Origin of the sequence: Brachybacterium massiliense (assembly GCF_900184245.1) — a bacterium.
Taxonomy (GTDB): domain Bacteria; phylum Actinomycetota; class Actinomycetes; order Actinomycetales; family Dermabacteraceae; genus Brachybacterium; species Brachybacterium massiliense.
This window is the reverse complement of record NZ_FXXB01000004.1, coordinates 83949-96869: the sequence shown is the minus strand read 5'-3', so window position 1 is coordinate 96869 and position 12921 is coordinate 83949. Positions and strand designations below refer to the sequence as shown.

8 protein-coding genes and 1 pseudogene are annotated in these 12921 nt (G+C 72.8%); 5 read left to right on the top strand and 4 right to left on the bottom strand.

Annotated features, from left to right (window positions below; genetic code table 11):
- The first annotated feature begins 6 nt into the window (after window positions 1–6).
- The 3 genes from BN4251_RS01890 to BN4251_RS01880 are packed head-to-tail and all read left to right on the top strand — an operon-like array spanning window position 7 to window position 3693.
- On the top strand, window positions 7–1332 hold the full coding sequence (locus BN4251_RS01890) for a nucleotide sugar dehydrogenase (RefSeq protein ID WP_087483477.1): 1326 nt from the start codon (window positions 7–9) through the stop codon (window positions 1330–1332).
- Between the two features lie 4 nt (window positions 1333–1336).
- The gene (locus BN4251_RS01885) at window positions 1337–1756 is read left to right on the top strand and encodes a DUF2304 domain-containing protein (RefSeq protein ID WP_087483476.1); all 420 of its coding nucleotides are present in this window, start codon (window positions 1337–1339) and stop codon (window positions 1754–1756) included.
- The gene (locus BN4251_RS01880; protein WP_087483475.1) at window positions 1756–3693 is read left to right on the top strand and encodes a DUF6541 family protein; all 1938 of its coding nucleotides are present in this window, start codon (window positions 1756–1758) and stop codon (window positions 3691–3693) included. The genes BN4251_RS01885 and BN4251_RS01880 overlap by 1 nt, the downstream gene beginning before the upstream one ends.
- A 37-nt stretch (window positions 3694–3730) precedes the next feature.
- Here BN4251_RS01880 and BN4251_RS18415 read toward each other — a convergent pair whose 3' ends face one another.
- Both BN4251_RS18415 and wecB read right to left on the bottom strand, forming a co-directional pair.
- The gene (locus tag BN4251_RS18415; protein ID WP_212647575.1) at window positions 3731–4945 is read right to left on the bottom strand and encodes a glycosyltransferase family 4 protein; all 1215 of its coding nucleotides are present in this window, start codon (window positions 4943–4945) and stop codon (window positions 3731–3733) included.
- A gap of 50 nt (window positions 4946–4995) precedes the next feature.
- A pseudogene (gene wecB, locus BN4251_RS18410) lies at window positions 4996–5938 on the bottom strand (non-hydrolyzing UDP-N-acetylglucosamine 2-epimerase); the annotation flags it as partial.
- A gap of 118 nt (window positions 5939–6056) precedes the next feature.
- Between wecB and BN4251_RS01870 the strand changes: the two are divergent.
- Window positions 6057–7199, top strand: coding sequence for a glycosyltransferase family protein (locus BN4251_RS01870; protein WP_245810153.1), 1143 nt, complete (start codon window positions 6057–6059; stop codon window positions 7197–7199).
- 21 nt (window positions 7200–7220) lie between these two features.
- Here BN4251_RS01870 and BN4251_RS01865 read toward each other — a convergent pair whose 3' ends face one another.
- Window positions 7221–9398, bottom strand: coding sequence for a DUF6541 family protein (locus tag BN4251_RS01865; protein ID WP_170931783.1), 2178 nt, complete (start codon window positions 9396–9398; stop codon window positions 7221–7223).
- 217 nt (window positions 9399–9615) lie between these two features.
- On the opposite strand from BN4251_RS01865, the gene BN4251_RS01860 reads away from it, so the two are divergent.
- Complete coding sequence (locus BN4251_RS01860; RefSeq protein WP_087483473.1) at window positions 9616–10659, top strand: hypothetical protein; 1044 nt, start codon at window positions 9616–9618, stop codon at window positions 10657–10659.
- Between the two features lie 24 nt (window positions 10660–10683).
- Here BN4251_RS01860 and BN4251_RS01855 read toward each other — a convergent pair whose 3' ends face one another.
- The gene (locus BN4251_RS01855) at window positions 10684–12918 is read right to left on the bottom strand and encodes a glycosyltransferase (protein WP_087483472.1); all 2235 of its coding nucleotides are present in this window, start codon (window positions 12916–12918) and stop codon (window positions 10684–10686) included.
- Window positions 12919–12921 lie beyond the last annotated feature (3 nt).

Below are 12921 nucleotides of genomic sequence, written 5' to 3'. Positions count from 1 at the left end.
GCCGAGTTGAAGACTGCTGTTGTCGCCCTGGGGAAGATCGGACTGCCGCTGGCGGTGCAGTTCGCTGATGCCGGTCACGAGGTGGTCGGAGTCGATGTCAATCCCCGTCAGGTGGAGCTGATCAACCAGGCCACGGAGCCATTCCCGGGCGAGGCGCAGCTGCAGGAGAAGCTCTCCGAGCTCGTCCCTGCGGGGAAGCTCCGTGCGACCACGGACTATGCCGAGGCGATCCCGGGCGCGGACGCGGTGGTGATCGTGGTGCCGCTGTTCGTGGACGATGCGTCCTGGGAGCCGGACTTCGCCTGGATGGACGCCGCCACGCGCTCGCTGGCCGAGCACCTGAGCCCGGGCACGCTGGTGTCCTACGAGACGACGCTGCCGGTGGGGACGCTGCGGGGTCGTTTCGTGCCGATGATCGAGGAGATCTCGGGGCTGAAGGAGTCGAAGGACTTCTTCGCGGTGTTCTCCCCCGAGCGGGTGCTGACGGGCCGGGTGTTCGAGGACCTGCGCAAGTACCCCAAGCTGATCGGTGCGCTCAGTGAAGAGGGCTCGCGGCGGGCCCGGGAGTTCTACGAGTCGGCGCTGAGCTTCGAAGAGCGCCCGGACCTGCACCAGCCCAACGGGGTGTGGGATCTGGGCTCTCCGGAGGCGTCGGAGCTGGCGAAGCTCGCCGAGACCACCTACCGGGATGTGAACATCGGCCTGGCGAACGAGTTCGCGCTGTTCGCGCAGGACAACGGCATCGACGTGTACAAGGTGATCGAAGCCAGCAACTCGCAGCCCTACTCGCACATCCATCAGCCCGGCATCGCGGTGGGCGGGCACTGCATCCCGGTCTACCCGCGTCTGTACCTCTCGACCGATCCGCTCGCGCAGACGGTCCGCACCGCCCGCACCCTGAACGCGTCGGTGCCGGCGAAGCTCGTGGAGCGGGCCGCGAACCTGCTGGGCGATCTGCAGGGCATGAAGGCCGTGGTGCTGGGAGCCTCGTACCGGGCCGGGGTGAAGGAGACCGCGTTCTCGGGAGTGTTCCCGGTGGTCGAGGCGCTGCGCGAGCACGGCGCGGACGTCGCGGTCCACGACACCTTCTACGACGAGGACGAGCTGCGCGGCTTCGGCTGGGAGCCCTACCGGATCGGTGAGAGCGCGGACCTGGTGATCGTCCAGACCAACCATCCCGAGTACCGGGAGATCAGCGCCGCCGACATGCCCGGGGTGAAGCTGATCGTGGACGGCCGCAACATCACCACCGCCGCGCACTGGGCCGGCACTCCCCGCCTCGTGCTCGGCGACGGCTCCGCCTCCACCCACCAGACCCCCGACCAGGCCTGAGCCGATGGGTGAGCACGAGCTGATCCACGCGCTGGGGCCCACGCTGGTGGGCAACCGCACCTTCATCATCCAGCTGCTGCTGGTGCTGGGGATCGTGGTGATCATCGGCTGGCTGTTCATGAAGCGCGGCGCGAAGCAGCTCGCGGTGCGCCGCCTGCTGATCCTCGCCTTCGCGGTGTTCGCGGTGCTCACGGTGCTCTTCCCCGGCATGCTCACCCGGGTCGCGCATCTGGTGGGAGTGGGCCGTGGCGCCGACCTGCTGCTGTATGCGACGGTGCTGGTGCTGCTGGGCTTCCTCGCCCTGCAGGAGGCCCGCACCAAGGCCGCCGAGAAGCGCACCACCTATCTGGCGCGCCGGCTCGCCCTCGACGAGGCCGAGCAGCCGGCGGCGTTCCGGGATCGAGCACTGCACCGGCACGACTGATGGCGACCTGGCTGACCCTGCTCCTGGCCGCGCTGCTGGCTCTGGCGGCCGTCCATGTCCCCACCGCGCTCGCGCTGCGCCTGCTCGGCGCGGGCAGGCTCCCGGCCCTGGTGCTCGCCCCGCCGCTCGCCGCGGCGCTCGCGGGAGTGGGTGCGATCGTGGCGCAGCTGATCGGGCTGCCCTGGAACCTCGCCACCTTCGCGGGCTGCGCCCTGGTGCTGCTGGGGCTCTCGTGGGGGATGGCGAGGCTGGGGCTCGTGCTGCCGCCGCTGCACACGCAGTCCCGAGCGGGTGAGGACGACCCGGCCGACGGGGGCGCGCCCGAGCGGCCGGGTCCCCTCCGCCTCCCCCGGTGGGCGGCGCCAGCGGCGCTGGTCTTCGCGCTGGGGGTCGCCGTGGTGCCCGTGCTCGCGGCGATGCGCCGCCCCGACGCGGTGCTCGAGCGCTGGGACACGCTCTATCACCTCAGCGCCCTCGCCCGGATCCGCGGCACCGGAGAGGGCTCCTCGCTGACGCTGGGGATCCTCTCGAACACGGTGGGCGAGCCCGTGTTCTATCCGGCGGCCTTCCATGACCTGGCCTCCCTGATGCCGTGGGGGTCGATTCCCGCGATCCTCAACGGCACCGCCCTGGCCCTGGCCGTGGTGCCGTGGGTGCTCGGCACCGGGGCGCTCGCCCACGTGCTCTGGCCGCACCTGCGCTGGGCCGGTATCGCGGCGGCGCTCGGTGCCGCGATCGTGCCGGCCGCGCCGATGAACGAGTGGATCCACCTCTCCCCCCTGCCGAACCTCGTCGGGATGGCGATGATCCCCGGCGCGCTGGCCGGTGCGGTGCTGCTGTGGCGCGCGGTGCTCGCCCGCCAGGTGAGCACCCCGCAGCTGCTCACCACCGCCGGGGTGCTGATGGCTGTGCTGCTGGGCCTGGCCCTGCTGCAGCCGAACGTCGCGGTGACGCTGCTGCTGCTGATCGCCGTCCTCACCGCGGTCACCGGCGCCCCGCACTGGCGCGCCCGGCCCCTGCTCGCGGCGGTGCCCGTGCTGGCCCTGACCCCGCTCGCGGTGCTGACCTGGACGCCGCTGGGCGCCACCGTCACGAACTTCTCGGGCGGGCTCGCGGTGCCCTGGTGGACGGGGCTGGGCGAGGTGGTGCTCGGGCTGTGGACGGTGTGGCCGATGGCGCTCGGCGTGGTGCTCGCGCTGCTGTGGTGGCCGGGGCTGATCCGCACCCTCACCACGCCGCAGCGCTGGGTGGCGGTGGCCTGGGCGGTGTTCGCCGTGCTGTACCTGGACGCCGCGGTGGATTCCCCGCTGAACCTGTCCGTGCTGTTCTATCGCGGGCAGGACCGCCTGGCGATGCCGCTGGCGATGCTGAGCGTGTTGCTGGTCGTGCCCGCGCTGGAGATGCTCCTCGCCGCGCTGCGCAGATCCTCGCGGCGTGCGCGCCCTCTGGCCGTGGTGCTGCTGTGCGCCGTGCTGGTGGCCGCCGGCACCTCGGTGCCGGTGCGCTATGACAACGCGATGAAGAACCTCGCCCCCGAGTACGAGGGCCGCGGCCGGTTCCTGCAGCCCGATGAGCTCGAGGCCTTCGCCGCCGTCACCGATCAGATGGATCATCGCTATGTGCTGCTGGCCAGCCCGTTCTCGGGAGCCGCGCACATGTACGCGTTGCACGGGATGAACGTGCGCTTCCCGGTGGCGGGGATGTCCTTCAAGGGCACGGACCAGGAGGTGGTGGATGCGGTGCCGCTGGCCGCGACCGATCCGGAGGCCTGCCAGGTGCTGCGCTCGGCGCACGTGAAGTACATCTACCAGGAGCGCACGCCCTATCAGTGGGACGCCCGCTACGGGCCGATCGAGCAGGCGGACGAGAGCCTCGGCCCGGTCCTGTTCGAGACGCCCCACTCGCGCCTGATCGAGGTGGACTGCGTGTACGAGTGAGCCCTCCGGCTCGCGGTGCTCGAGCGAGCCGGGCGGCTCAGTCGCCGCTCGCCCGTGCCTCGTGCAGGGGTGCGAGCACCTCGGCGGCGCCCTTCGCGGCGCAGCCGGCCAGGGACGCGTTGTGCATCGTCCACTCGCGCAGGTCCTCCGCCGGGGGAGTGCCGTGGCCGCGCAGGGCCGCGTCCATCGCCGCGGCCACCTGCGCGGTGTCGTAGTCGCACGCCCAGCCCAAGCGGTTGTCGCGGATCCGGTCGTGGGCGGCGCCCTCCCCGGCATGGATCACGGGGGTGCCGGTGGCGGTGGCGGCGTAGATCTTGGTGGGCAGCGCGAACTCGTAGCCCTGCCCGGGCGTGATCGAGGACAGCCCGGCCACGGCTCCGCGCAGGTGCGCGGCGACCTGCGTGGGCGGGATCTTGGCGCGGAACTCGATGCCCTCGATGCCCTGCTCGCGCACCTGCTGCTCGAGCTGGTCCCGCCCGGAGCCCTCGGAGAAGAACAGCAGCCGTGCCTCGGGGTGCTGCTCGCGCACCTGGGCGAAGGCGTCCACGAAGACCTCTGCGCCCTGCCATTCGGAGACGGTGCCGGCGTAGACGAAGTAGGGGCCCTGCTCGCCGCCATCCGGCCCGTGGTCGCTGAAGGTCTCGGTGTCGATCCCGTTGCCGACCATGATCAGGTGGTCGCTCGCGTCGATCAGCTCCTCGAGGCGTCGCTGCACGCCCGGGGAGATGGTCAGCACGCGTTCGGCACGCCTCCACACGGTCTTCTCCGCCCAGCGCACCGTGGCGCGCACCCAGGAGGGCACGCCCTCGACGCTGTCGGTCGCATCGGACCACACGTCGGCGGCGTAGAAGGTGAACGGGATGCGGCGCAGCGCAGCGGCCACCATCCCGACCATGCCGGTGGTGGGCGGCGGTTCGATCACGAGCGCGTCCATGGGGCGCTGCAGCATCAGGCGCAGCGCGAGCGGGAGGTCGAAGCTGAGGTAGGAGAAGTAGCCGCGCACCTGTCCCTGCGCATCGCGCCTCACCGGCCAGCGGGAGACCTTCCGGTGGCGGGAGCGGGCCGTGCCCGTCCCGGGCGCGGTCGAGGTCAGCACCGTGACCTCGGCACCCGCCCGCTCGAGGGCGAGCACGAGCGCCTCGAGCCGGAACGCCGCGGCGACGGGCTCGGGGGCGTACACCCGGGTCGCGACCACCACATGGGGCGGGCGCTTCGCGCCGCGCCGGCGGGGCGTGCGGGAGGACGTCCCCATCAGGCGCGCTCCCGCAGCGCGTCGACGCTGCGCAGGGTCCGCGGGGTCGAGGATCAGGCGGTTCCAGTCGTTCTCGAGGGTCTCGACCCATTCGGTCTCGGTGCGGACCGTCGAGCACGGTGTGCCCAGCAGGTAGGCCTCCTTCTGCAGGCCGCCGGAGTCGGTGACCACGGCCGCGGCCTGCTGGACGGCGCCCACCAGGTCCGGGTAGGCGACGGGCTCGGCCACGTGGACGGCGCCGCCGGCCAGCTCGATCCCGGCGGCCTGCGCCTTGGCGACCAGGCGGGGGTGGGCGAACAGGGCCAGCGGGATCTCGAGCACCTGGAGAGAGGCGACGATCGCGCGCAGGCGCTCGGGGTCGTCGGTGTTGTCGGCGCGGTGGATGGTCGCGACCGCGTAGGGGGAGGCGGGGTCGATGCCCTCGGGCAGGGCCGGCGGGGCGCCCTCGACGGAGGCGGCCACGCGCAGGCACACATCGGTCATCACGTCGCCGGTGACCAGGGTGCGCTCGGCCAGGCCCTCGGCGGCGAGGTGGCCGCGGGCCACCTCGGTGGGGGCCAGCAGCAGGTCCGCCGCGTGGTCGGTGAGGACCCGGTTGTGCTCCTCGGGCATGCGGCGGTTGAAGGAGCGCAGCCCCGCCTCGAGGTGGGCGACCTTGAGGTGCATCTTCACCGCGGAGAGGGTGCCGGCGAGGGTGGAGTTGGTGTCGCCGTAGACGAGGGTCCAGTCGGGGCGGTGCTCCTCGAGCACCTCGTCCATCCCGGCGAGCATCGCGCCGGTCTGGCGTCCGTGGGAGCCGGAGCCGACGGCGAGGTTCACATCCGGTGCGGGGATCCGCAGGTCCGCGAAGAACACATCGCTCATCGCGGCGTCGTAGTGCTGGCCGGTGTGGACGATGACGTGCTCGACGTCGTCCCGCTGCGCGGCGGCGTCCGCGATCGCGGCGAGCTTGACGAACTGCGGGCGCGCGCCCACGACGGACAGGATCTTCATGGGAATGGTCTCCTGGGCAGGGGTCACGACGTCCTCGCAGTCTACGGAAGCGAGCAGAGGTGCGGGGCAGCGGCGCGCGCCCCGGGAGCGCCCCGGAGGGCCTCCTATACTGGCGCCCGTGTCGCAGTCCTCGCTCCTCGTGATCAGCCTCTCCCCCATCCACCGGGATGCGCGGGTGCTCCGCCAGCTCTCGGTGGTCGCCGAGCACGGTCGTGTCACGACCGTCGGCTACGGCCCCCGGCCCGAGGGCGCCGACGAGCACATCGAGGTCCCCGAGCACCTCGCGACGCTGCCCCAGACTCCGGCGGGGGTCGCGAAGCTGGGCCTGCGCCGGCTGGCCGCGGCGGAGCTGGCCGCTCCCGCGGTGCAGTGGGTGCTGAAGGCTCTCGAGGGGCGCCGCTTCGATGCGGTGGTCGCCAACGAGGCGCGGATCCTCGCCCTCGCGGACCGCGTGGCCGACGGGGCCCCGATCTGGGCGGACATGCACGAGTGGGCTCCCGAGGAGCGCACCCACATCCTGTCCTGGCGCCTGCTGGTGGCACCCCTGATGGACCACCTGTGCCGGACGTACCTGCCCCGCTGCGCGGCGGTGACCACCGTCGGCGACCGGATCGGGGAGCTCTACCTCTCGCGCTACGGGGTCGAGGCCCGCACCATGCGCAACTCCTCGCCGCTGCGCGATCTGCCCGTCGGCGAGGTGTCCGAGGACCGGGTGCGCCTGGTGCATTCGGGGGCGGCGGTGGCCGGGCGGAACCTCGAGCTGACCATCGACGTGGTCTCCTCGTTGCCCGAGCGCTTCAGCCTGGACCTGTACCTGGTGCCGGCCAATGACGGCGGGAAGTACATGCGCAGCCTCACCGAGCGCGCGCCGGCCGGCGGGCGGATCCGCTTCCTGGATCCGGTGCCGCCGATGCAGCTGCCGGACACCCTGAACCGGTACGACCTGGGCGTGTTCTGGCTGCCGCCGGTGCACACCAACGGGCACCTGACGCTGCCCAACAAGTACTTCGACTACGTCCAGGCCCGGCTCGGGATCGCGGTGGGCCCCTCCCCCGAGATGGCCGACCTCACGCGGCGGCACGAGCTCGGCGTGGTCTCCGAGGACTTCGCGCCGGAGACGATCGCGGCCTCGCTGCGCGATGTCACCGCGGAGGACCTGCGCACCTGGAAGCGCAATGCGGACCGGGCCGCGCCCGAGCTGTCCTTCGAGGCCGATGCCCAGGTGGGCCACGAGATCCTGCGGGAGCTGCTGGCGCGCTGAGCTTCCGGGGTGCGGGGCGGCTCAGCCCGCCTCGTCCTCCGGCGGATCGCCGCCCGCGGGCTGCTCGGCGTCGTCGTCCTCCTGGGCGGGATCGCCGGTGACGGTGAAGCCGCGCCAGTCCTCGTCCCACCAGTCCTCGCGGGTGGGGATCTCGCCGCAGGCGTCGATCCGCCACAGGCTCGCGTCCCCGGCGGAGGCGACCAGGGTGAAGCCCTCCGAGGTGTCCACCCCGTACAGCCCGGGCAGGCTCGCATCGCGCAGCTCGCCCTCGTAGCGCGCCGGGGCGTCCTGGTAGTAGTGCGTGATCCCGTAGTGGCGCACGATGTCGCACACCACCGGGTCCTCGTGGATGTCTGCGAAGTTCTCGGCCAGGTAGTTCCCGTCGACATCCAGGGATCGGGCGGAGACCTGCGTGAACACGGAGTCGACATCGCTCAGGGCGGGGGCGTATCCGATGCCGCTGAGGGAGTCCCCGAGCACCAGCGAGTCCTCGGGCAGCAGCGCATCGAGCTCGCCGAGCAGCGCCAGCTCCTCCTCGGAGCCGATCACCGCCTTCTCGCCGATCGAGGGACCGGCCGGGGCGTAGGCGGAGAAGCGGGCCATGAACGCGCCGAGCCCGAGGTGGACGAGCACGAAGCCGATCACGGCCAGGCGCAGCAGCGTGCGCCCTGCCAGGGGTCGCAACTCCTCGAGGCAGCGGGGCCACAGCGCGCGCTCCTCGCCCCCGCCCGCCTCCGGTCCGGACCACAGCGCGCCGAGCGCCATCGACAGCAGCAGCGGCAGGAACACCACCTGCACCGCGAACAGCCGGTAGACATCCGAGTACCACAGGCCGGAGATGTTCGAGAGCAGCGGGAGCGGGAAGTACACCCCGATGATCAGCAGCATCTGCATCGCCCAGGCCGCGAGCGCCCAGCGGGCCCGCGGCTCGCGCGCGGCGAACAGGGCGCCCAGCAGCGTCACCACCCCGTAGAACAGCGCCAGGCACAGCAGCACCAGCACGTTGCGGCTCGCCGGCCACAGCACGATGCTGCTGGTGACCCTGGCCAGGATCCCCTCCCACTCGCCGATCACCGGGCGGGAGAGGGCGGCCTGGACCTGCGGGTGGGTGAGCACGACGCCCAGCACGGCGAGCACCCCGAGCGCCGAGAGGACGGAGACGGCCAGGAAGCGCCCGCGCGGCCACACCCTCCAGAGACGGCGCAGCAGCCTCACCAGGATCACCAGGAGCACCGGTGCGCCCACCCATAGCGGGGTGAATATGAAGGTGGGGTGGGCGAGCACGAGCCCGGCGGTGCCCGACAGGAGCACGAGCACGCTGCCGGTGTAACGCACGAGGTGACGGTCCAGGCGGCCCTTGGCGATGTCCAGGAACACGCCGACGGCCATCGCGAGCACGCCCGGGAACAGGGCGAGCGCGAGGGAGTTGGGCCAGAACCCCTTGCCTACCGTCATGTAGTCCGGGAAGGCCACGAAGCCGGCGGCCAGCAGCGGGGTCAGCACGGTCATCAGCCGACGCAGCGGGAACACCTCGGCGCCCAGGCAGGTCATCCCCACCAGGAAGATCACGGGGGTGATCAGGTAGCTCAGCACGTGAGCGACCTCGACCACGGCGGTCGGCCCGGCGACCAGGGCGGCCAGCGCGTGCCAGACCGACGGGTAGGTCACGTCCAGCACCCGCAGCCCGTAGTTCCAGTCCATCGCACCGAACATCGAGGCGTTGCCGGTGTTCATCACGGCGTTGATGCCGTTGTAGTGGAACATCGGATCCGACAGCGAGGCGGGGAAGTAGGGATCCACCACCATCATCACCGGCACCCAGTGGAAGGCCACGGCCACGACCAGTGCGGCGACCACCACCAGGCGCTGGCGCGGGCTCCAGTGCACGCGCGCGATCCGGCCGCCGATCGGGAGGCGCTCCTGGCCCGAGCGCGCCAGCACCGCGCGGTAGGCCAGCACCAGGGCGCATCCGGCGAGGGTGACCAGCAGGAAGGTCACCGGGTTCCACGGCACGCCGAGCAGGTCCAGGGTGATGCCGCCGACGCCGACCAGACCACAGGTCACCGCGGGGGCGATGGCGAGGGCGAGGTTGCGCCGCACCTCGGCCAGGCGCAGCACGGCAAGGCCCGGCAGATACACCACCACGAGCAGCGCTGCCAGGAGCGGGGCGGTGCTCGCCCAGGCCTGGAGGTGCTCCATAGGGGCCCTTTCGTGACGAGACGGCGGTAGAGGGGCGGGAAGAGGGCACCGGGGGGGGGCGGTGCCCTAGGATCGTGGCGTCCGCGGCAAGACTATGCGGTGCAGATGATCGTCCGGCGCAGGGGCCTCGTGTCCCGGTGCACTGTTGCCGGCCCGTCATCTCCTGCGTGATCGGCACCACCCGCATCCGACCGTCGAGAGGGAGTGAGCGCACGCCATGGCCGAGCCTGACTACCTCAGCGTGCTCCATCTGAGCGATCCTGCCTACACCGCGACCCTCCTGGCGCGGGCGGCGGAGGGGACGGGGCGCCGCTGGCGGGTGCTGCCGCTTGCCACGACTCCCCCGGCCCGCGGCACGGCGCAGCAGGTCCTTCGCAAGGCGGCGCGCGGCCTGGGCTGGGAGGCCGAGCTGCTCACGGCGCGGATGCGCTCGCGCCGCCTCCACGTGCACAGCGCCCTGGCCCGTCGCCATGCCGGCTGGGCCTTCGGCCGCAGCTTCGCCCTGCACCTGCACGGCACCGACATCCGCTCCCGCCAGTACGAGCTGGCCCACCGCGACCTGGTGCGCGGCACCGTGCGCGATGCCCACGTGGTCTTCTACTCGACCCCGGATCTGCGCGAGCACGTCTCCCCGCTGCGCGGGGACGCCCGCCTGGTGCCGGTGCCGGTGCCGCTTCCGGAGCACGGCGCCGCCGAGCTGCCCGGGCCGGTGCGCTCTGCGACCGGGGGGCGCGAGTACCTGTTCTTCCCCTCCCGCTGGGAGGAGGTCAAGGGCGGTGCGGCCCAGATCGCGCTCGCGCGCACCCTCGCCGCGGCGGTCACGGGCCCGTCGGCGCCCGTGCTGCTGGGACTGGACTGGGGACCGCTCGCGGCCGAGGCCGCTGCGGCCGGGGTGCGGCTGCTGCCCAAGATGCCCCATGCGCAGTTCCTCGCGACCGTGGCGGGGGCGCGGCTGTGCATCGGTCAGCTCTCGGGGGTGCTCGGCGCCTCGGAGCTCGATGCCCTGGCCAGCGAGGTGCCGCTCGCGGCGCCGCTGAACCCGAGCTGGTACGACGGCAGCCATCCCTCGCTGCGCATCCCGCCCGTGGTGGGCGGCGTGGATCTGGGCGTCGGCGGCGGGCCGGACGAGCTCGTGGACTTGGTGCTCGAGGAGCTCGCCTCCCCCGCCTCCCGGTCCACCCGGGAGTGGGTGCGGGAGCATCACTCCCCCGAGGCCGCGCTGGCCGAGGTGCTGGCCGGGTATCGCGACAGCGGCTGGTGAGCCCCGGGGCGGGCGTCCCCGTCCTCAGGCCCGTCCGGGCACGAGCCGGGCGATCGCCTGCTCGGCGCGCGCCGTCCAGGTCTGCTGATGGCGGACGCGACGGGCGCTGTCCGCATACTGCGCGAGGCGCTCGGGATGGGCGTGGAGGTCCTGCAGCTCGGTGCGCAGCGCCTCGGCGGAGTACTCGATCACCGGGCCCACGCCGAGCGCCTCGCCGAGGTCTCCGGCGTAGGTGCCGCGGCTGAGCAGCACAGGCTTGCCGTGCCCGATGTACTCGAAGAACTTCACCGGGGCGGCGAAGGTGCGGTACTCCCCCGGCTCGACGAAGAGCACGCACGCCGAGGCCGCCGCGTAGAGCGGCTCGAGCTGCGCGCCGGAGGCGTGGACCACGCGGATCCGCTCGCCCAGGTGCGGTGCGTAGCGCTCCCGGTGCGCCTCCCACTGCGCCTCGGGCACGCACAGGGTGAGGGTCGCCTCGGGGGTGCCGGAGACCGCCTCGACGCAGGCGTCGAGCCCGTACTCGGGGCCCAGCCCGCCCACGTACAGCAGGTGCAGGCCCTGCGGTGAGCCGGTGTCGACCACGGTCGCGCCGGGCGGGAGCGCGCTGCTGTGCTCGGGCGGCACCGGCACGATGGGCGCCATCCGCTCGGAGGGCAGGAACAGGTGCGTGCGGCTCAGGCGCAGCGCGGCGAGGTCCAGGCGGTACAGCAGGTTCATCAGCGCCGCGCGCGGGGTGCGGACGCTGCGCAGGGAGGTCGAGAACCGCCAGTACACATCGCGGTAGAACTCGCCCGCCGGGATGCCCGTGCGTCGTGCCCACAGCAGGATCCTCGCCTCCAGCAGCGGTGCGATCCCGCCGCGGATGCTGGTCGCGAGCAGGTTCGGCTGGGTGGAGTTCTCCGAGTACAGCAGCTCGAAGCGCTGCCCGGCGCGCACGCGCCGACGGGCGGTGCGATAGGCGACGGCCCGCTGTCGGGGCGCGCCGGTGAGCGGATGCACCCGGTACCCGAGACCGTCGAAGGCCTCGAGCATCCGCAGCGGCCGCAGGCGGCTCGCGCTCGCGGGATGCGGGTCGATCGGGAAGGGGGCGTGGAAGAGCATCCGGGGCCCAGCACCGCGATCGATCGCGCGCTGGTACATCGCGATCTGCTGCGCGAGGAACGCGTCGGTCGAGAAGATCTCCCGGGCCGAGGCGCGGACGGCCTCGCGCCCGGCACGCTCGCGCCCGCGGCCCTCGCGGGCCAGACGGGTCATCGCCCCGCTCAGCGCGGCGGGATCGTCGATCCCCACGAGCTCGCCGGTGCCGGCCTCGACCCAGGCGCGTCCGGCCCAGGTCTCGGTCGCGATCACGCTCAGGCCCGCGGCGCGCGCCTCCCCGAGCACGGTGCCCCCTGCCTCGACGGCGCTGGCCAGCACCAGGCAGTGGGAGCGGGACATGAGCTCGGGCAGGCGCTCGCGCTCGACCCGGCCGAGCACCTCGACCTGCTCGACGACGCCGAGGGCCTGCGCGTGCGCGCGGATCTGCTCGGCACGCTGCGGGGTGCCGCCGGCGATGAGCAGGCGGGCGTCGACCTCGGCGGTGGTGGCGGCGAAGGCCTCGAGGGTCTCCTCGGTGCGCTTGTTGCGCACCAGGTTGGAGACGTGCAGGAACGTGTACGGAGCCTGGGGCCCGGGCACGGCGCCAGCGGCGAAGAAGGCATCGGGCACCGGCAGCGGGATCACCTCGGGCTGCGCGATGTCGTAGTGCGCGGCGATGGCCTCGGCGAAGGGTTCGCTGACGGTCGCGATGACCTCGGCGTCGGCGAGGGCGTGCTGCAGGTGCGCCTGCCGCGCCGTGGAGCGCGGGGTGCTCAGGCTCGAGGGTCGATGCTCGGTGAGCACGAGCGGGCGCCCCCAGCGCACGGCGAGGTCCTGGGCGATCAGCAGCGCGGGCATCACCGAGTGGGCGTGCAGCACCTCCGGCGGCTCGCCGGCGATGCTGCGGTGGGCCCGCTCGGCGAGACGCCCCATCAGCTCCTGCTCGAGCCGCTGCAGCGGACGGGGAAGCGCGGGGACGCTCACCCGCAGCACGGTCAGCGGGCCGTCCTGCTCACGGGTGTGCGAGGGGCCGCGCCAGCGGACGAGGGGCACCAGCTGGGGCACCAGCACGGTCACCTCGTGACCGGCGCCCGCCACCATCAGGGCCTGCTCACGGAAGAACGAGCCGTTCAGGGGCTCGGCCGCATCCGGGTACCACGAGGGGATGACGAGGATTCTCATGCG